23 protein-coding genes are annotated in these 18,798 nt (G+C 61.9%); 10 read left to right on the top strand and 13 right to left on the bottom strand.

Annotated elements, in window-relative coordinates; all coding sequences use genetic code 11:
* Window positions 1-46: 46 nt before the first annotated feature.
* Window positions 47-1,600: a DNA cytosine methyltransferase gene (locus C5F46_RS10170; RefSeq protein ID WP_107325243.1), complete on the bottom strand. Its 1,554-nt coding sequence runs from the start codon at window positions 1,598-1,600 to the stop codon at window positions 47-49.
* Between the two features lie 67 nt (window positions 1,601-1,667).
* On the opposite strand from C5F46_RS10170, the gene C5F46_RS10165 reads away from it, so the two are divergent.
* Window positions 1,668-2,171, top strand: coding sequence for a very short patch repair endonuclease (locus tag C5F46_RS10165; RefSeq protein ID WP_107325242.1), 504 nt, complete (start codon window positions 1,668-1,670; stop codon window positions 2,169-2,171).
* Between the two features lie 58 nt (window positions 2,172-2,229).
* On the opposite strand, the gene C5F46_RS10160 is transcribed toward C5F46_RS10165, so the two are convergent.
* Genes C5F46_RS10160 through C5F46_RS10140 form a run of 5 tightly spaced genes read right to left on the bottom strand, consistent with a single transcriptional unit; the run spans window position 2,230 to window position 4,796 of the window.
* Window positions 2,230-2,907 carry a hypothetical protein gene (locus C5F46_RS10160; RefSeq protein WP_107325241.1) on the bottom strand — a complete coding sequence of 226 codons (678 nt, stop codon included), beginning with the start codon at window positions 2,905-2,907 and terminating at the stop codon, window positions 2,230-2,232.
* On the bottom strand, window positions 2,904-3,911 hold the full coding sequence (locus tag C5F46_RS10155) for a helix-turn-helix domain-containing protein (RefSeq protein ID WP_107325240.1): 1,008 nt from the start codon (window positions 3,909-3,911) through the stop codon (window positions 2,904-2,906). The genes C5F46_RS10160 and C5F46_RS10155 overlap by 4 nt, the downstream gene beginning before the upstream one ends.
* A complete protein-coding gene (locus C5F46_RS10150; RefSeq protein WP_107325239.1) occupies window positions 3,908-4,303 on the bottom strand; it encodes a VRR-NUC domain-containing protein in 396 nt (131 codons plus the stop codon). The genes C5F46_RS10155 and C5F46_RS10150 overlap by 4 nt, the downstream gene beginning before the upstream one ends.
* Complete coding sequence (locus C5F46_RS10145) at window positions 4,300-4,539, bottom strand: hypothetical protein (protein ID WP_107325238.1); 240 nt, start codon at window positions 4,537-4,539, stop codon at window positions 4,300-4,302. The genes C5F46_RS10150 and C5F46_RS10145 overlap by 4 nt, the downstream gene beginning before the upstream one ends.
* Window positions 4,539-4,796: a helix-turn-helix transcriptional regulator gene (locus C5F46_RS10140; RefSeq protein WP_107325237.1), complete on the bottom strand. Its 258-nt coding sequence runs from the start codon at window positions 4,794-4,796 to the stop codon at window positions 4,539-4,541. The genes C5F46_RS10145 and C5F46_RS10140 overlap by 1 nt, the downstream gene beginning before the upstream one ends.
* 574 nt (window positions 4,797-5,370) lie before the next feature.
* Here C5F46_RS10140 and C5F46_RS10135 point away from each other — a divergent pair.
* Window positions 5,371-6,636, top strand: coding sequence for a tyrosine-type recombinase/integrase (locus tag C5F46_RS10135; RefSeq protein WP_107325236.1), 1,266 nt, complete (start codon window positions 5,371-5,373; stop codon window positions 6,634-6,636).
* 25 nt (window positions 6,637-6,661) lie between these two features.
* Here C5F46_RS10135 and C5F46_RS10130 read toward each other — a convergent pair whose 3' ends face one another.
* Window positions 6,662-7,261: a hypothetical protein gene (locus C5F46_RS10130; RefSeq protein ID WP_107325235.1), complete on the bottom strand. Its 600-nt coding sequence runs from the start codon at window positions 7,259-7,261 to the stop codon at window positions 6,662-6,664.
* A gap of 462 nt (window positions 7,262-7,723) precedes the next feature.
* On the opposite strand from C5F46_RS10130, the gene C5F46_RS10125 reads away from it, so the two are divergent.
* The 3 genes from C5F46_RS10125 to C5F46_RS10120 are packed head-to-tail and all read left to right on the top strand — an operon-like array spanning window position 7,724 to window position 11,018.
* Window positions 7,724-8,911, top strand: a complete 1,188-nt coding sequence (locus C5F46_RS10125) for a DUF262 domain-containing protein (RefSeq protein ID WP_107325234.1) — start codon at window positions 7,724-7,726, stop codon at window positions 8,909-8,911.
* Between the two features lie 7 nt (window positions 8,912-8,918).
* Window positions 8,919-9,653 carry a HEPN domain-containing protein gene (locus C5F46_RS16435; protein WP_133618541.1) on the top strand — a complete coding sequence of 245 codons (735 nt, stop codon included), beginning with the start codon at window positions 8,919-8,921 and terminating at the stop codon, window positions 9,651-9,653.
* 24 nt (window positions 9,654-9,677) lie between these two features.
* Window positions 9,678-11,018: a hypothetical protein gene (locus tag C5F46_RS10120; protein ID WP_107325233.1), complete on the top strand. Its 1,341-nt coding sequence runs from the start codon at window positions 9,678-9,680 to the stop codon at window positions 11,016-11,018.
* A gap of 513 nt (window positions 11,019-11,531) precedes the next feature.
* Here the strand turns inward: C5F46_RS10120 and tnpC are convergent.
* From tnpC to C5F46_RS10090, 6 genes are all read right to left on the bottom strand, one after another.
* Window positions 11,532-13,181: an IS66 family transposase gene (gene tnpC, locus C5F46_RS10115; protein ID WP_107325232.1), complete on the bottom strand. Its 1,650-nt coding sequence runs from the start codon at window positions 13,179-13,181 to the stop codon at window positions 11,532-11,534.
* Window positions 13,182-13,245: 64 nt separating this feature from the next.
* Window positions 13,246-13,599: an IS66 family insertion sequence element accessory protein TnpB gene (tnpB, locus tag C5F46_RS16630; RefSeq protein WP_107325231.1), complete on the bottom strand. Its 354-nt coding sequence runs from the start codon at window positions 13,597-13,599 to the stop codon at window positions 13,246-13,248.
* Window positions 13,596-14,057, bottom strand: a complete 462-nt coding sequence (tnpA, locus tag C5F46_RS10105; protein WP_107325230.1) for an IS66-like element accessory protein TnpA — start codon at window positions 14,055-14,057, stop codon at window positions 13,596-13,598. The genes tnpB and tnpA overlap by 4 nt, the downstream gene beginning before the upstream one ends.
* 49 nt (window positions 14,058-14,106) lie before the next feature.
* The gene (locus C5F46_RS10100) at window positions 14,107-14,451 is read right to left on the bottom strand and encodes a type II toxin-antitoxin system RelE/ParE family toxin (protein ID WP_107325229.1); all 345 of its coding nucleotides are present in this window, start codon (window positions 14,449-14,451) and stop codon (window positions 14,107-14,109) included.
* Between the two features lie 4 nt (window positions 14,452-14,455).
* Window positions 14,456-14,710, bottom strand: coding sequence for a ribbon-helix-helix domain-containing protein (locus tag C5F46_RS10095; protein ID WP_107325228.1), 255 nt, complete (start codon window positions 14,708-14,710; stop codon window positions 14,456-14,458).
* A gap of 80 nt (window positions 14,711-14,790) precedes the next feature.
* The gene (locus C5F46_RS10090; protein WP_268935660.1) at window positions 14,791-15,351 is read right to left on the bottom strand and encodes a type IV toxin-antitoxin system AbiEi family antitoxin domain-containing protein; all 561 of its coding nucleotides are present in this window, start codon (window positions 15,349-15,351) and stop codon (window positions 14,791-14,793) included.
* A 101-nt stretch (window positions 15,352-15,452) separates the two neighbouring features.
* Between C5F46_RS10090 and C5F46_RS10085 the strand changes: the two genes are divergently transcribed.
* The 5 genes from C5F46_RS10085 (at window position 15,453) to C5F46_RS10065 (ending at window position 18,652) form a co-directional block, all read left to right on the top strand.
* Window positions 15,453-15,710: a hypothetical protein gene (locus C5F46_RS10085; RefSeq protein WP_133618536.1), complete on the top strand. Its 258-nt coding sequence runs from the start codon at window positions 15,453-15,455 to the stop codon at window positions 15,708-15,710.
* Between the two features lie 2 nt (window positions 15,711-15,712).
* Complete coding sequence (locus C5F46_RS10080) at window positions 15,713-16,132, top strand: hypothetical protein (RefSeq protein WP_107325226.1); 420 nt, start codon at window positions 15,713-15,715, stop codon at window positions 16,130-16,132.
* A complete protein-coding gene (locus tag C5F46_RS10075; RefSeq protein WP_107325225.1) occupies window positions 16,129-16,380 on the top strand; it encodes a hypothetical protein in 252 nt (83 codons plus the stop codon). Before C5F46_RS10080 ends, C5F46_RS10075 begins: the two co-directional genes overlap by 4 nt.
* Before the next feature lie 353 nt (window positions 16,381-16,733).
* A complete protein-coding gene (locus C5F46_RS10070; RefSeq protein ID WP_107325224.1) occupies window positions 16,734-18,032 on the top strand; it encodes a tyrosine-type recombinase/integrase in 1,299 nt (432 codons plus the stop codon).
* Window positions 18,029-18,652 carry a hypothetical protein gene (locus C5F46_RS10065; protein WP_107325223.1) on the top strand — a complete coding sequence of 208 codons (624 nt, stop codon included), beginning with the start codon at window positions 18,029-18,031 and terminating at the stop codon, window positions 18,650-18,652. The genes C5F46_RS10070 and C5F46_RS10065 overlap by 4 nt, the downstream gene beginning before the upstream one ends.
* Window positions 18,653-18,798: the final 146 nt, after the last annotated feature.

Here is an 18,798-nt window from a genome sequence, read left to right as displayed (position 1 = left end):
CTACTCTGGCGCGAACGGATCGTCGTTACAAGGTGCGCGAAGTGCCTCAGAGGTTGAGGGTGTCCGGTTTTGTCAGGGATGCATGGATTAGCGATGCAATCTGCCTTGCAAGGAATGGCGGGACCGCATTTCCGACCTGAACATACTGCTGTGTCCGGTTGCCGAGGAACAGGTAGTCGTCAGGGAAGGTCTGCAGCCGGGCGGCCTCGCGCACCGTCAGGCTGCGGCACTGGAGCGGGTCCGGGTGGATGAAATAGTGCCCGTCCTTCGAGATGTGGCTGGTCACCGTCGTCGAAGGCTCGTGTGCAAGCTGGACGCGAAAGCGGTCATTGAAGACGCCGCTGTGCCAGTTACGGTGATCCGGGCTGAGGGCCAGCGGGAAATCGGCCGCCTTGGGGCTGTAACCACGCACCTTGCCAAAGACAGCGGCAAACAGGTAGCGGCCGAGGTCCGTGGCCATGTGACCCCTGGTTTCGTGCTGGGCCAGCGCGCGCAAGCCGGGACGCTCCAGCCAGCGCATCAAGTCGTCATTCGACGTTCCGTAGGCCGAAGGCAGCATGGCGGAGGAGCGGCGGGTTTCGGCGCCGTGCTTCAGGACTTCCCTGATCTCGCGGAATTCCGACGCGAGGGCACCGTCTTCGTAGCTCTTGGAAATCTTCGCGAGCAGTTTGGCGAACCCTGCGACCTCCTTTTCCCAGGCCTCGACGGTGTCTGACGCGCGGCTGATGCCGCTGCGCAGAGGCGGCATGTTACCGATGGTCTCATTGACCGTACGGGTTGGGCCCGACACCGAAATGGTCGCGCCGACCGCCCGGGCCGCCAGATCGGAACGGATCCCGACGATGATGACGCGGTGGCGGCGCTGCGGAACACCGAATTGTTCGGCACGCACGATGAAGTCGGATGGCTGTGCCGCCTCTTGCAGGGTGGCCAGACCATCCGCAAGGCGGATCGCCCGAAGCTCGTAGTGATGGCCGTGACCCGTGCCCAGGGAAGCGAGGTCTTCCATCAGCATCTCGAAGACCAGTCGGCTTTCGACGGTCGAGGACAGCATGCCCTTGACGTTTTCCATGACGAAGGCGGCCGGTCTCAACCGGTCCAGCACCCGGATATATTCGCGGAAAAGGTAATGCCGATGATCTTGCTCGGGAACGTAGTCCGCTTTTCCGCGCGAACGGGCCCGTCCGACCAGCGAATAGGCCTGGCAGGGTGGACCGCCGATCAGGATCGTGTCGTCGAAGCGCGGCCTCAACCGACCGATAGCCTCGTCGATGGCCGCTGCGGCTGCTTCACTGCCAAGTTCGAGACAGCGAGCTTCGGCTGTCGCCTCTGCCCATGCGGCGGCGTCTACCCCGGACCAGTCCGGCTCGTCCGTCAGCCCTGCATGGAACTTCACGAAGGCTTCTGGCAGGGCGCCGTGCCGCGAAACATGGTCACGCATAAAGGCGCGGAGCCGAAGTGTCCGATGTGCTGATGCCTCCTTCTCCACCGAAATCCCGATGTGGAAGGGATGCTGACCGCCAGCCTCGAGCGAAGCGAACCCCTCTCCAAGGCCTCCCGGACCTGCAAACAGATCGACAATGCCGAAAGTGGCTGGCAAATCAGAGACCTCTCGAATTCGGATCACTGGCTGTATACTAGGTCCATCGGCCGAGGCCAGGAGGCAAATGACCGACATCGTCGACAGCCAGACCCGTTCCCGGATGATGGCTGGCATCCGCGGAAAGGACACGAAGCCGGAACTGGCGCTCCGGCGATCCCTGCACGCGCTGGGCTTCCGCTACCGCCTCCATGCCAGGGGCTTACCCGGCAAGCCTGATCTTGTGCTGCCGAAACACAAGGCCGTCATCTTCGTGCACGGGTGCTTCTGGCACCGGCACCCGGGCTGCCGTTACGCAAGCACTCCGGCAACACGCCCGGAATTCTGGGCGTCGAAGTTCAGCGCGAATGTGACGCGGGACTGGGCAGTTCGATCGGCTTTGTTGCTGGCCGGTTGGAGGGTTGCGACAATCTGGGAATGCGCCTTGCGAACCGAGGCTGGTGTTGCAGCCGTCCGGGACATTGTTTCGGGATGGCTTCAAGGTGATGGTCGAGAGCTTGAAGTCGGAGAGACGGACATTGGGGCGCCCAAAGACCGGAGAAGCGGCCTGGCAGGGTCTGAACGGACATGAAAGGTCAGAGCGTGGGTCGGACAGTCCGGAGCTGCGATATGACGGTCCGTCTGACATGTCACCGGCTCCCTTCCCAAGGTCGCATCTTCGGCATCGCCATCGTCACTTCGAGTTCGCGCAGCATCCCGCCCGCGATGAGCCCCTCACGCACCCAGCCCAGCGCCTGCCACCAGTCTTCATAGCCGCGCCAGGCGGCCTCGATCTGATGGGGATGGGGGGAGAAGGTGACGGGGCAGGCAAGGATTTCGACCGTCTTCCAAGCACTGCTCCCTCCTGAGCTACGCACGCGGATTCGCTCCGTGCCCACGACGATGGCGCCTGCGTGCGTGCCGTGCTGGTTCTGCTTGACGATGGTCGGCACGCAGCGCGGGACGGCGCCGGGCATCCAGTCCGGTGTCAGTCCTGCGCGGGCCAGTTCGGCCACCCGGATCGCCATGCGCTTGCCGCCGAGGCTGTCGGGGAGCCCTGCCACGGTGGCGGCGATGACCTCGGCGTCCTCGTGGGTGTAGCCGCCGATCTTGTGCTGGCCGCCGTCGATCTTGCAGCCAAGTACGGCCCGTTGCAGCAGGACGTATTCGAGGCCGAAGCCGAAGCCTTCCTCGGTGACGTCTGGGGGCATCGGCAGTTCCAGTTGCGCCTTTTCGATCCGGAACGCCCATTCCAGAGCTGCCTGCACGCCCAGCGCACGCTTGGCGGATCGCGCGCCCACCCGGCCGATCGGTCGATGCAGGGTCATCGCACCCCGCGCTCGCGCAGGCGTTCGGCCGTGACCAGCCCCCGGGCCAGCATGGCGTCTCGCATGGTGTTGGTGATCGCGCTGACCGGCAGGTAGCGGTCGGAATTGACCAGTTCGGCGTAGAAGGCGGGCAGGTCGGTGATGGGCTTCGCAGCCGGGGCAGGGGGCGCCTTTGGCTTGCGCCGTTTCCGGCCTGCATCCTCGACCTTGCGCTGGGCGGCCCGTTGCATCGCCCGGTCCAACGCCTTCGGCCCATCGGGCGGTTCGGGATGTTCCTCGCGGCTAGCCTCGGCTGCAGCGATGATCTCCGCCTCGGTCAGCCCCAATTCGTCGCGCCAGCGCTGGACGTGCAGCCGGGGCGGCCAGCCTTGCCACCAGCCGGGCAGGGCGGCGGTGTCGAGGCCCAGCGCGTCCAGCAGGTCCCCGAAAACCTCATCGGAAATCGCCGCGCGCGCCCGCGCGCCCTCCTCCTCCTTTACTGGTTTACTTAGAGGTTCCCTTACAGGGTTAGTGTCCGGATTTCGGACACGGCTTTCGGCATTTTCCGGACACGGGTCGGCCGGAAAATCGGACACGGCTTCCGCATCGGTCCCGCGTCCGAAATCCGGACACGGCAAGGAGTTGACCATGCCATCGCCAGCAGAAGCATCGGCATCATCGAGCCTTTCCGCACCGTCGCCTTCGCCGTGTCCGATTTCCGGACACGGCACCACAGCCACGGGTGTGAACCCCGGCTCAAACCCCAGGATGTAGCGGGTCGGCAGCTGGCGCTTGGTCACGGGGTCGAGCCGCGGCACCCGGCGCAGAAGGCCCACGGCCTCGAGCTGGCCAAGATGATCGTTCAGCGTGGAACGGCTGATCTCGCAGTCATGCGCCAGGCGGTCCTGCGAGGGGAAGCAGCCGTAATCCGGGTTGAACCGGTCGCAGAGGTGCCAGAGCACGATCTTGGTCGTGGGCTTCAACCCGCGCTGCTTGATGGCCCAGTTGGTGGCCTCGTGGCTCATGGTGCGGGCCTCCGCGGGGAAGGGGCGATGCGCGTGGTGAAGCCGTGATCGGCCAGTGCGCCCAGCGCGTCGTCGAGGCTGCGCACCAGCGCCCAGCCAAAGCCCTGCGCCTGCACCGCATCGCGGAACGCCTCCTGCTCTGGCCGCAATCGCCCCTTCGGCGCCTTCAACTCGAGGAACAAGACGCGGCTGTCGCAGATCACCATCAGGTCGGCGAACCCGGCATGGACGCCCATGCCGACGAGGATCGCCTGGCGCTTGGCCCCGCGGGGCCCGGCCTCGGTCACCTCGTTGGCGCAGTGGTGGATGATGGCGGTGCGGGGCAGGGCGATGCGCAGCGCCTGCAACACGGCACGCTGCAGATCGGCCTCGGGTGTGCCGCGGCGCATCATCGCGCGGCCCTCCCCTGATCTTCGCGCTGGGCACGTCGCACCGGCCGTCGAGCGTCAACGATGACCAGCAGGCGCTGGGCATCGGCGCGTTCGGCCGGGGTCTCGCCATGCTGAACCAGCACTTTACAGGCGAGCCGGATCAGAAGATCGCTGTGATGCGCGACATCGGCGATGACAGCGCGGGCCTCGGCCACGCGGTCGGCAGGCCAGGCGAAACTGCGAGGCTGAAGGGGCATCACCGGCGCCCTCCGGCACGACGGCGGCGCGGCGCGGCCTTTTCCTGTTCCTCCAGCCATTCCTCGACGGCGGTGCGGCGGTAGTAGACCTTGCGCCCGGCCCGCACGCAGGGTGGACCCGTCCGCATCGCCTCCCAGCGGCGCAGGGTGTCGACCGAGAGGCCGAGTTCCAGCGCGAGGTCGAGGCGGCTGATCCAGCCGACCAGCAGCGTGCGGGGTTTCTCTTTCGGGTCTGGCATCGATCCGAGATGCGGCATCAGGGTCTCCTGGTCCTGGCCCCGAAGATCGGGGACGTCTTGCAGGGACCAGTGAGCGCAGAGCCCAAGGGGTGGCGGCGAGGCGGAGGGTGGCAGAAAGGACGCCAGCTTTGTGCCACCCCTTGTTTTGTTGGGATTTCTGATGGTGGTCGGTTGGCGCGGGGAGATTACGGCCGGTCCTGCCAGATGGGCGAAACGGACGCCAAGGCCGCAAACACCGGCGAACAGTCGCATTGACCGGCTTTGACCGCCATTGACGGGCAATGAGGGGGTGGCATCCGACACGGCACCCCTGCCACCCATTGAATTCCTTGAGGATTGGCCTTTCTGCGGGTCTTCAAAGGCCGGATTTGCAGCGTGATGATCGCGCCTACGGCCTCAGACGTCCCATTGCGCATGTCGTTGCCAGTCGCGCATCGATCCGCCCAGCGCCCAAACGCCAAGAAAACAAGGGGTGGCGCGACTCTGGCGTCCTTCTTGCCACCCTCCGCCTCCCCGCCACGCGGCGCGTCATGCTTGCCTTGATAGTCAGGCGAAACCACGCCTCATGTCGGATGCAAGAAGGACCGAAGCCATGCCCGAACGCATCAAGCTGACCGAAAAAGTGCTGCGCGACGCCGAGCCGGTGCCGGGGCGGGACTATCAGATCTTCGACACCGACGTCCGGGGCTTTGCCGCCTGCATCTACCGCGGTGGCGGACGGGCCTTCACGCTGGACTACCGCCATGCGGGGCGCCAGCGCCGGATGACCTTCGGACGCTGGCCGGAATGGTCGGTGTCGGCTGCAAGGGAGCGGGCCAAGGAGTTGCGACGCGAGATCGACGCCGGGGCTGATCCCTTGGGCCAGCGCGAGGCAAAGCGCGAAGCCCCGCGGGTGACTGACCTGATCGAACGCTACTGCGCCGAGCATCTGCCGAAACTCTCCGCCCGCAGCGCGGCCGACCAGAGGTCGGCGCTAGCCAAGATGGTGGAACCGGCCTGGGGCCGAAAGCTGGTGACGGAGATCACGCCGACCGACGTCGACAAGCTGCTGACCAAGATCGCCGAGGGTAGGGCGCGACCGCACAAGGAAAAGCCCAACAACCGGGCACGCAAGCTGCAGGGGGCCAAGCCTACGCCGGTGCGCGCCAACCGGATCGGCGAGGTGCTGCGCAAGATGTTCACGCTGGCGGTCCAGTGGGGCTGGTGCGAGGACAACCCCGCCCAGCGCTTTCACCGCCGCACCGAGACCCCGCGCGAGCGGTTTCTCTCCAAGGACGAGATCGCCAAGCTCGCCGCCGTACTGGATGCGGCTGAGGACCGGCGCGCGGCCGACATCATCCGCATGTGCATGCTGACCGGCGCACGGTTGGGCGAGGTGCGGCAGGCCCGGTTCGAACAGTTCAACCTCGAACACATGAGCTGGTCGAAGCCGCCCACCATGACGAAACAGCGCCGCGCCCACCGCGTGCCGATTTCCGACGAGACCGCCGCCATCGTGCGCCAGCGCCAGCTGCTGGTCCCGAAGGGATCGCCGTGGCTCTTCCCCGGCGACACGCCCGGCCAGCCGGTTCAGGAGGTTCGGCGGTTCTGGGCGCAGGTCCAGAAGCAGTGCGGGCTGCAGGATGTCCGGATCCACGACCTGCGCCACACTTTTGCGTCCTTGCTGGTCAGCGGCGGGGCTTCGCTGGAAATGATCGGCAAGCTTCTGGGTCACAGCCAGATGCAGACCACCCTGCGCTATGCCCATCTGATGGATTCGCCCCTGCGCGCCGGGGTGGACGCTGTCGCCAGCGCCTTCCGGCCGAAGCCCCGGCTGGTCCATGACGCCGACGATCAGGGCGGCCGAAAGACCGCCTGACCCGGGCCAGCGCGGACCCTCGTCATCACGCGTCCTCCCGTCGCAGCGCCCTCCATATCGGCGTGATCCGCCGCCGGATCGAACGGCTGTCGGGCATTTTCTTGCCGTCCGACCGATCCGCGAACCAGTCCTGCATCTCGGCAACCAGCTCGGCTTGGGTGGCGGGCAGACCATGATCATGAATCCGCACGATCAGGGCGATGTTCATGCCCTCCCAATCGTAGGGTGTGGCAGCACCTGGCCCCGCCGCCACCCGCCGCACCATGTCGTTCTCTTCCTCGAAGGCATGCACTTCTTCGGCTAGGATCAGCATGTCCGCCACGGCGACGGGAATTCCGCCTGCAGGATCGGTGATCAGCAACCAGTCCTGGCGCCCCATGGGCTGGATGCGGCGCATCACGCCTTCAGTCGGGCCCGTGCCGCAGCGGCGGAACAGAGGCAGCAGTTCCATCGGGGACAGCACCACCTTTCCCGCGACGACCTCGTCGCCGCAACGAATGGCGGGGATGCCGGTCAGGATCCGGAACCGGCTTGCATCGGCCCATCCGGCGACATCGGCGATGTTGCAGCCCCAACGGGCCGTGACTTCCTGAAGGGTGTAGTAAACGCGGGGCGGCAGAGCCATGACAAATCATCCTCACATGAACCGAGGACGGGCCGAACTCATACCGCATGCAGCCCGTGCCAGGGGCGGCACGGGTTAAGTGATCGGGCGCAACGACACGAGAGGCGCCAAGGCACCTTCGGTCAGAGCGACTGGTGTTCCGATAGACCTGTTATGCTTTTGGTTGAGGGCTGCTCTCCTCAAGCGTGCACCCTGACGCGGGCTTCGATTCGGAGCAAGTGGGTGGGAGAGACGAAGCTGTGGATAACGACGCCTGTCAGTACGCACCTAGGGTGCTTGCGGTCACGCTCGTTCAGTGAATGCAGCCGTTGAACGCACTCACGGCGGCGAAGGTGGTTGCAGCAGTATGTCGCGGCAAGGTGGGCCAAGGGATTTTTCTAGAAGAAATGTGATGTGGCTAGACGATCGCCATTGTAACGGACTAACTTAGCAAAAAAGTACCGCACCTGAAAGGCATGTACAATGACCGTTGATGTTGATCTTGGAGATGTTGAAGACGCCGATGAAATGTCGGTTGTTGTCGACAACAGAGATCCTGACGAGTTTCTGGCGAGAAACGCCTTTCGAGTTGTGTATCAGACGAATAACTTTCTGCTGCCTCAAATTAGGGATATGATTGACCGAAAAGAGGCGATTAATCTTCACCCGGAGTATCAGCGCAGACTGCGTTGGACAACTGCACAGAAGTCGAGGCTTATCGAGTCGCTTTTGCTCAATATCCCCATACCTCCAGTATTCTTCTACGAAAGCGATGCTGCGCGCTATGAAGTTATGGACGGTCAACAGAGACTCAACACGATACGTGAGTTCTTTTCTGGCTCGTTTGCTTTGGTCGGCTTGAAGGTGCTGTCCCCTCTGAATGGGATTCGTTATCCAAAGGCCCCACCCCGAGTAAAGAGAACCTTAGATAGGGCAAGCATCTCTGCTATTGTTCTATTAATGGAGAGCGAGTCGGAAATTTCTGGTCAGGGCACCTTGGCGCTGACTGACATTCGTCGTTTAGTATTCGATCGCCTAAATACGGGTGGAATGAAGCTCAATGCTCAAGAGCTGCGAAATGCGCAAAACCCCGGCCCCTTCAACGATGCAATCGTAGAGCTGAGCCGATACTCTCTATTCACCGAAGTATTCGGTATTCCCGCCTACACTGAGAAGGATCCCGAGGATTACTATATAAATCCTGAGCGGCAGAAAAACAATCTCTACAGCACAATGAAAGACTGCGAGCTGGTCCTGAGGTATTTTGCACTTAGAGACCCTGATAATATCCGTGGCTCAATGAAGTCAATGCTTGATCGCGCGATGGAGGTCCGGTTGACTCCAGAGAAGGCTGATTTGGCAAAGAAGGAGTTCAGGGAGCAATTTAAATTCTTGTATGATCTTTTTGGGAAAAATCCGTTTGCAGTGCCGTCGAGGGCAGATGGCCGAGAGAGGGTGTCGGCGGCAATTTACGATGCAGCAATGGTTGCTGCAAATAGGAATTGGCTGCGCCGCGACGAGATTGTCAAGAACCGAGACAAAGTTATTTCAAGAATGAAAGAAGTAATAGATAGCGGTGTGGAGTACGAAGTTCTCATTGGTCGAGGAAATACAGCGGAGTCTGTAAAGGACAGAATTGACCTGCTCCAGAAAATTCTTCTAGCTTCGTGAGGTCACTTTGACCAGCTCCTACGATCTGATTGCCGAGGACTTCTTGGCAGACCTGGCGGCACTATCAGAATTGGTCGGTGCCGCACACAGTGGCGGTAAATCACCGAAGACACGAATTGCATCTGTCAACTCGTCGACCCTACTACTTGCCGCGACATTTGAAGAGTTCGTGCGGGAGATGGGCCGTCAGTTTGCAAGGGACATGGTTTCAAGAACTGTCGATCCTCGGCGGCTTCCCAAAAAGCTTACTGCGACTGCTTGGAAGCGAACGCTTGAACACTTGGCTCGTGCAAGGATTGATACTGGAGGTACGCCCCTATCTTTAGATCATATATCAAGCGATTCACGGGCCAAGTTCGACGCAGTCTGGGCTTTTCTAGGGGGAGATGTAACTCAAGACATCTACTCTACGCTTATTCACAATGAGAACAATATGCGGCCAGGAGAGATTAACGCAGTCTTTTCCGTTTGTGATTTGCAAAATGTTTGCTCGAAGATTTCAGAGCATGAGAAGATGAAGGTGTGCTTTGGGGAGGAGGATGGCGGTAAGGTTCATGGAAAATTTCTTGTTTGGCTGAACGACTTTATGGAGACACGAAACTCAATTGCTCATGCTTTAAACCTTGGAAGCTCCGTCGGTCCTGATGATTTTGCGTCATGGGTTCGGACTTTTGAGGCTATTGCACACGCCTTGGCAGGAACTCTTCCGCACAGTCTTCCAGTGCTACCAGCTGAGGCATGAGTACCTATCGGTTCCGAGGAAGAAATGTCTGAGCGCAACGACATTACTGGCCTTCTGGCCTTCATCGGCCGGGAAGGGGACTGGCGCGACCGGCTGCAGGCTGTTGTTGCCGAACACCTGATGCCCGCGCTCGAAGAATTCGAGATCGACGAGGACGGCTTGGCCGACCTGCTGGGTGAGCAATGGTCAGGCGTCCTCTGGGGGTGCGGGTTCGAGGATTTTCTTGGCCAGCGCTATGAGGACGGCAACATCGTCGATCTCTATCTGAAACGCCGCGGCTGGAAGGAAACGGTGCTGAACAGGGCCTATTTCGCCGCGCTGCGGGATGCGCCGGTCAGCCTGTACGAAGTCAGCGATGTCCAGCCCGGGACGTCTATGGTGCTGCGCGACCTGCTGTCGGATGCCGCACCCGTCATGGTGAGAGAGAAATCCGCCACGCGCACGCTGAAGCAATGGGACCGGATCGCTGTGCGTGTGGTGCCCGAGCGCGATCACCATGTCATCTCCGGGGCGCTGTTGCCCTTCCGGGCTGAGGCGGTGGATTTTCTTTTCGCCGGGCTTCGCGATGCCCTGAAGCTGAAGAAACGAGATGCGCTGCGGCTTTCGCACGATCAGTTGATGGGCTGCGCACCCATCTTCACCTCGGCCTGGCTGTTCATCGAGATCGACCGCGCTCTCACTCCGGAACAGCCGCAGTTCAGCAATTCCGACGGCGATGATGTGCTGTTCCACGACCTGCGCTACCCGCTCACCAGCGGCGTCACGCAGAAGGCGGTGGCCGAGCGGCTGGACCGGGTGAAGGACTTCCAGCCCGAGGGGGCGAAGTTCTGGAACTGGCTGGCAGCGAGGAAGGAGCGTGGTGGCAAGGCGGGCGGCAGCATCATGCTGGACACGCAGATGGAGGGGGCTACTGTCTTGGGTTCCGTGGAACTAAAGGGCAAGACGCTGCTTGTGACCGTCAATTCGGCCGAGCGGGCGGCCAAGGTCCAGACGTTGATCAGCGCGGCCGCCGGGGATCTGCTGCGGGCACCGCTGACCACGATCCGGACGGTGGAGCAGATGCGCGCCGACCAACAGCGTGACGGGCCGCGCAAGGAAGCCGACGAAATCCCACCAGAGATCGCGCGCCAGTTCATGCGGGATCACCTCGACAAGCATTACCGCGAAACGCTGGACGCGCCGATCCCGGCGCTGGGCGGAAAGTCACCGCGCCAGGCTGTCCGGACGGCCGCGGGGCGTGCGAAGGTCATCGACTGGCTGAAGATGCTGGAGAACCGCAGCGCCGGGCATGGCGAGGGGCCGATTGCCGAGTACGATTTCGGCTGGATGTGGGTCGAGCTTGGGCTGCAGGAACATCGGAAATGAAGGCTGACAAGACGGTCTGCGATTATGATCTGCGGGGAGGGCGCGTGGGCTACATCAACACCACATCAACCTGCGACTGCGGGCTTCGTGCCGGTCTTGCGTGTGAATCCGTGCGAACGCTGATACTTGCGAGAACGAAAATCACGCCAGAACAAAGGCTTGCCTCGTAAGTCGCTGGTTTCGCTGATTATTCAGTTTTCCCCGTCCATGGGCTCATAACCTGAAGGCCGCAGGTTCAAATCCTGCCCCCGCAACCAAAATTTGCTGTCTTATCAAAGACTTCTAAGCCGAGCTAAACGCTCGGCTTTTGTCGTTCCAAATTCTTGTCAACACCTGGTCAACGTTTTACGAGCCCCCCATCGAGGGTGCGGATAATCGTCGCCGGAGGCATCCGTCACTTCGGAAGATCCGTATGCGGTGGCCACGACCCATTGATTTCGCACTTGCGCGGCGTCGCGATGGGATGAGGCGGAGGGCAGTCGGTAGCTCGTCAGGGACTACGAGACGAGGTCTTTATGAGCCCTCGGTCAGCTGGGCGTAGGCCCAGGGCATCAGGGCGTCGATGTCCTTGTCGAGATGACCGTTGGCCAGTTTGGTGAACAGATCGCGCAGGTAGGCATAGGGTTCGATGCCATTCATCTTGCAGGAGCCGATCAGGCTGGCGAAGCGGGCCCAGTTTTTTCCGCCCTCATCATGGCCTGCGAACAGAGCGTTACGGCGGTTCATGGCGGGGCTGCGGATCGCGTTTTCCACCAGGTTGGAGTCGATGTCGACGTGGCCATCGTCAAGGAACAACCGGAAGCCATCCTGGCGTTTCAGCATGTAGGCCATTGCCTTGCCGAGATCCGACTTGCGCGAGACGCGGGCCGCCTGCGCCTTCAGCCAGGTGAAGAATTCGTCAACCAGCGGGCGGGACATCTCCTGCCGAACGGCCCGGCGGTGGTCCGGGTCGGACCCACGGATTGCATCCTCAAGCTTGTAAAGTGCCGCGATGCGCAGGAGCGCCTCGTCGACGATGGGGGAGCCCTTCTGGGGCTTGGCCTTGATCAGCTTGCGTCGCCCGTGCGCCCAGCAGAAAGCCAGCTGCAACGGTTTGCCCCCCGTGCGTTTCGGCGTGGCCAGATGGGAGTAGCCGCCATAGGCATCGACCTGGATCGTGCCGTTGAACCCCTCGAGGATTTCGGCGGCATATTCGCCCTTCCGCCCGGGCCTGTAATGGAACACCACACCGGGCGGCGCGGTCCCGCCCCAGCCGCGATCATCACGCAAGACCGCCCAAAGGTAGCCTGTCTTGGTCTTTCCCTTCCCCGGATCCAGCACCGGGGCGGTGGTCTCATCGACATAAAGCCGCGTGCTGTCCGCTTTCAGCTGCTTGGCCATGTGGTCCACCACGGGGGCGATCAGGGCACCCGTGCGGCCCATCCAGTCGGCCAGAACCGACCGGTCGATCGGCACCCCGTGCCGCGCCATCACCACGGCCTGCCGGTTCAGCGGCATGTGTTCCGAATGCTTGGACACGGCGATCTGCGCCAGAAGCGCTTCGGTCGGCAAGCTGCCTTCCAGCAGATGCGCGGGGGCTTTGGCTTGCACCACGCCTGTACGCCCCTTGGGGCAGGCGTATTTCGGGCGCACCGTGACGATGACCTGATAGCGCGCGGGAATGTAATCCAGTCGTTCGGTCCGGTCCTCGCCGATGCGGACCATGTCGCCGCAGCCGCAGGGGCACAGGATGCTGGCCGGCTCGATCACCCGCTCGACACGCGGCAGACTTTCGGGCAGCGCCCGCGCCTTGCGGGGCGCGCGCGGCTTGTGCTTCTCGGGATCACGTTCGCTGGCAGCGATCTTATCCTCGACATCCGCGATCTGCGCCTGTGTCTCGGCAATCGCGGTTTCCAGATCTTCCAGCGCCAGTTCCAGCTGCGCGGGCTCCAGTTTTTCCGATTTCGGTCCGAACTTCGTGCGCCGGTAATCCTGAACCTGGCCTTCCAGCTTCTCGATCAACTCCTTGAGCTCGACGATGAAGGCCTCCTTCTCGGCCACCACCGCCTGTTCATGCTGGCGCGCCGCACGTTCGACCGAAAGCTCGAACTGAACCGCCGCAAAGGCCTTTACCACCTCGGGCGGCAGGTCAGGGAATTGACTGAGATCGAAGGTCTGCGACATGCGCTTTCCTACCCGATCCGGGACAGAAAGCCCAACAAAACAAAGACAAAACTCACCGGGTGAGTCATCCTGCCGCAGTCGGGGCCTGCACCCGGCGCGCAACTGTCCGGCGCCAATCCAGACCTTCGAACAGGGCTTCCGCCTGCGCCCGAGACACCCGCATCATCCCATCCTGAACCTTCGGCCAGGCGAAGCTGCCCTGTTCCAACACCTTGTAGATCAGCACCATCCCGGTGCCGTCCCAGACCAGGATCTTCAACCTGTCCCCGCGCTTCGAGCGGAACACCACCGTCACCCCGGAATGCGGATCAAGCTTCAGCTCGGTCTGCACCATCAACGCCAGCGCCTGATGCCCACACCGGAAATCCACCGGCCGCGTTGCGATCAGGATCGGCAGCCGCTGCCCCGCGACGATCACGACGCCACCCGCAGTGCCTGCACCAGCGCCGCCGCGCGTTCCACCGCAACATCGCCGGGAATACGCAGCAGCAGATCGGGCCCGACCTCGATCGTGATCACCCCGGAACCACCCTGTGCTGCAACGGCTGTCGAAGGCACAGGGTGATCCACAGGATCGGGCACAATGGACAGCGGCACAAAGGCAGGCGCCGCCACCGCCAAACCGGGAGATGTGGGCAGCCCGTCCATCAGCTCACCCGGCAGTGCCAGCCGACCCTGCCGCGCATACCGACGCCAATCTGACAGGTGATGGGGCAGGATGTCATAGCGCGCCGCCACATCGACCACCCGGGCACCCGGTTGAAGGCTCTCGGCGACGATCCGCGCCTTGACCTCAGCTGGCCACTGCCGCTTGCCCCGCCGACGCGGCTCGACAACCTCGCACCGCCCCATGAACCCTTCACCACCATCCGCCATGCAAGACCTCCATCTGCTCACGAAGGCCTTCTCGCAGGCGTGTCACGCGTCAGGAACACATCAATTCAATGGGTCGGAGACGCCGCTTACGAAGATCCTCACGAAACCGGTCCATCTGATGCATCCGCTCTTGCAGGATCGTCACGATGCCAACATCCCCGTTCGACAGACGCCGCCAGTACACGAAATGATGCGCGTGCCGGAAGTAAAAGCCATCAACTCCGAACTCCGCCGGGATTGGGCGTGACGTGATGCCATGGCTTTCGATCTGGTCGAACGCCGCGAAGAGCTCAGTGATGTACCGATCCGCCTGCTCGGCGCCCCAGCGGTCGCGGGTGTAGCGGTAGATCTCGTCAAGCCGCAGCGATGCGGCCTCCTGGATGCGAATGGCCACGTCGTCAGCCTCGGTTCCGGGCGATCACCTCGGCAGCGGTCAACGGGCGATAGCTTTCTTCTGGTGCTGCGAAGGCGCGCGTCAGTTCCGCCTTCAGACGATCAAACGCCTCCCGCTCGGCCCGCTCCTTGTCGCGCCGGATCAGGTCGCGGACGTATTCGCTGATGTTCTCGTAGGACCCGTTCTCGCCCACGTTCGACGCAACGAACTCGCTCAGTGTGCCGCTGATACGGACCGTCATCGTTGTGGTTTGGGACATGGTCGCCTCCGTCTGCTGTGTTCAAGATACGCAAAAATGAACACGTAGACAAGATTGGCTCGGCATCCTTTGCCGCGCCATTATCCTGATGATGCCAGTGCTTCCAGATACGGGCGCATCTGGTTCCATGCCCCGTTCTCGCGCGCGGCTGTCGCGAGCTGGCCAGCCGTGGCCTTCCTCGCGCCCAGCGCCGCCTTCATCGCCTCGATGGTAACGGATCGGTCGAGCAGCTTCGGGTTCCGAAATGCGTCAGCAATCGTCTTGGCGATGGAATAGACACGCACCTCCACGCCCCGGATCCAATGAGTCTCGATGTCATTCGTCAGGTAGGGCTCGCGGAAGCGCACGATGCGGGTGCGGGGGTATTCGATCTTCGGTGCCCAGTCCTTGGCACCGATGGCGATCCACACCCGCCGTGGCAGCTGGTCGGTCAGTTGATGAAAGGACAGTGCCGAGGTCAGGCAGATGACGGCCTTGGGTGCGAGCTTGGCGATCTCGATCAGCCCCTCATGCAGGTCCGGCTCGCTGTCGGGCAGTAGATACAGTCCCCTCCCGATGCGCACGACCAAGCCATCTGCCACTGCCCTCGCGATCGTGGTTCTGCTCACGCCTATGGGCGCCAGATCCCTTGGCGCCAGCAAGGATGCCTGTGCTGCGGAAACATCTTCCGTTCAGAAGGCGCGCACAACCGGCTCTGCGACACTTGCCGCAGGATGTCGATGCATATGCCGGGGCGTATGTGATGGCAACGTTCATGCTCTACGCGGATGGGCGGGCGCGGTTGCGCAGCTATACCGCCACCAGCAAGGCCGGGCGGCACACCCTCAAGATCGAGGTCGAATATACCACGGCCGTCGACATGGGATTTGATGTCGAACACCTCGACGAAATCGCGGCGGCCATGAAGGCCGCGCGTGCACCCAAGCCCGCGCCAAAGCCTGCCAAACCTCGCGCCATCGCGGCCCAGCGGCCGCTGATGCTGCCCGCTCCGGAGGAGTGATCATGTCATATTCCGTCCGCGTCCGAGGGCAGGTGTTTCCGTCAGCACGGGCCTGCGCCGATCATTTCGGGGTCAGCATCGGCACGGTTTACAGCCAGATCAACCGAGGCAGGGCCGATTTCATCGCCCTGGGGAAAGGCGGCAAGCGGCCCCGCAACAACCGGGAGCGCGCCATCTCGATCGGCCCGCTGCGCTTTGCATCGCTGTCCGAGGCATCCGTGGCGTTGGGATACTACCCCAAGCACATATCAAACGTGCTTGGGCTGCCGCCAGAGCAACGGGCGCGGCGCTGGCAGCGCATCCTGGCCGCCGCCATGCGGCTCAGCGCACAGCAGGCGCTGGCCGAACAGCGCCGCCGACAGGCAACCACCGCAGCCACCGCAGCCACGAACCACGCGGCGCAACGGGATATCGCAGCATGACCTCGATCTGGACAGACGCCGTCTTGCTGCGCGCCCTGCACCTGACGGAAACCAAGGGCCTGACGCGGCGCCAGGCCGCCGAAATCATCTTGGCCGAGACGAGCCAGCGCGTCACCGAAAACGCGCTGATCGGCCAGCTTTACCGGCTGAACCGCGAAACCGACGCATCCGAAACCGCAACCGCGGCGCAGCGTCCGAATTTGGACGCTCTCGGACGTCGGACGCTGACAAAAACGGTCAGCTACTAAGTGCCTGATTTCATTGGATTTTTGGCTCCGGCGGTAGGGATCGAACCTAAGACCAATTGATTAACAGTCGGTTTTTTGGCCCATTTTAGGCCCTTGATTTAGTGACAAATTCCGTGATCGACGCGCGCAAAGTATTGTTTTTGCGTGACGTTAGGTGTATGACAATTGACAGTTTGTGACAGTCAGCGACAGTGACAACAGTTACAAACGGTGACAAATCCGGTGACAAGGTTTTGCCGATGACCGATTGATTGACCGATGCTTTGCGAGGGATTTCCCGGCGATCATGCCCGAAATCAACCGCAGGTGGCATTTGTCACCGGATTTGTCACTAACCCTTTGGAGGTATCGAAATGCCAAAACTGACAGACGGAAAGACCGGGACGATTGCCAAGGCAGAGGCACCGGCAACGGGGCAGCGGTTTATCTTTGACGATCACCGGGACGCACCGCGCGGGTTTGGGCTGCGGATCACTTCGGCAGGCGGCAAAGCCTTTGTGTTACAATATAACGTTGACGGGCGGCAGCGTCGCAAGACAATTGGCGATTGGCCCACATGGTCGCTAGAGGCAGCACGGGCGGAAGCGCAGAACCTTACACGCGGGATCAATACCGGCGTTGATCCTTTAGCAGAGAGGCAGCGGCGGCGCGAGGAACCCACGATCAAGGAACTTGCGGACGATTGGCTAAAGCTACACGCGGCGGGGCTGAAAAGCGAAAGCGCAATCCGGGCGTTGATCGGCGGCGATCTGGTCAAGGCAATCGGCACCATGAAAGTTTCCGATGTGCGGCGGCGTGATGTGATCGAGGCGGTGGAGGCCAAGGCAGCCACGGCACCGCGCCAAGCGGCGATCCTGCTGGCCTATGCGCGCAAGTTACTGGACTTCGCAACGGATCGTGACGTGATACCGGCGAACCCGGTGGCCGGGCTTAAACCTTCGGCGATCAAGGTGGCCGGGAAACGCGATCCGCTAAAGAGCGTCGCGCGGGGCCGCGTGCTGGATGCGGACGAAATCGCAGCATTCTGGGCCAATGTGGAAACGTCCGGGCTTCACCGGATCACCGCGCTAGCCCTAAAGTTGGTGCTGGTGACGGGCCAGAGGCCGGGCGAGGTTGCCGGAATGCACGCCAAGGAAATCAGCGGGCGTATCTGGACAATCCCGGCAGCCAGACGCGGCAAGACCGAAACGACGCAATCTGTTTACCTGACCGATACCGCGCTGGAAATCATCGCGGCAGCCAAGGCCGAACTTGAACGCTTACAGACGCGCAGGAAGGCACCGCAGGCGGGCTTTATCTTTGAAGCTACACCGGGAAAGCCGATCACCAATGCAGCCCTTGCACGGGCCGTAGAACGCGCCCACGGGGCGTTAGGTGCAAAGCAGGTTGACCCATGGGGCCGGTGGACGCCACACGACTTGCGGCGCACCATGCGCACCGGGCTTTCCGCCTGTAAGGTGCCGCCACACATTGCGGAACTTGTGATCGGTCACACGAAACGCGGCATCGTCGCGGTTTACGATCAACACGGGTTTGAGGATGAACGGCAGCACGCCCTAGAGGCTTGGGAGCGTCGCTTGCTGGCAATCGTCAACGGCACGAACCCGGACGCCCTGCCCGATAACGTGGTGAAGCTGGAGGCGCGCGCATGAACGGCAGCGATGGGCGTGGCGGTCAGCCTGCAAAGGTCTTGATCGTCACCCAAGGCGGATGGGTGAACGATCTGGAAAAAACGGAAACCGAATTCAGGCGCAAGGTGGCAAACCTGACAATCGAGGCGCTGCAAAGCGTCAATGCGCCCAAGTCTGTTTTCCCGCAGGCGCTTCGGATCATGCAGCACTATATGAGAGCGGTTGAACTTCCCAATAGCCCAAGAGTGAATTCAAACAATGCGCGCAAAGAACCCCAAGGGATTGCCCGCTTTGGGGGCGATCTTTCCCGCAGGGCGGAGAAATTAGCGGGGCAGTTGTTCGAGGCAATGAATGACGAACGCTTAAAGCATTTAGACAGCATGATACCGGATCACAGTTTATCTAGCCATGTGGCGGCAGCATATGACAGCCTAACGGCGATTGCCGATCTTATCGCGCTGGCAGATGGAGGCGTGACGCCCAAATCAAAAGCGCAGATAAGGCATGAGGCCGGAAGCAAGCTAAAGGCCCTTGCAAGGCAAAACGGCATTCCGATGATGGAATTTGTTGCCGCGTTCCAGATACACAATCCGAATTCTGATGAGGCGTTTATCAAGTGGTATCAGAGACTTGACGGATAGCCTGCTAAAGGATGCAAGGTAAGGCGCAAGCCTGACAAAATCGCCCCGCGTCTTGTCCAATGATCCGCCCTGAATGAATTGCGACAGTCGCCCCATGTTGAAGCACATGGAGCGCCAAGCGATGACCATTCTAGCAGACACCGTAA

The organism is Phaeovulum veldkampii DSM 11550 (assembly GCF_003034995.1).
GTDB classification, from domain to species: domain Bacteria; phylum Pseudomonadota; class Alphaproteobacteria; order Rhodobacterales; family Rhodobacteraceae; genus Phaeovulum; species Phaeovulum veldkampii.
This window is presented reverse-complemented; position numbering and strand designations above follow the sequence as displayed.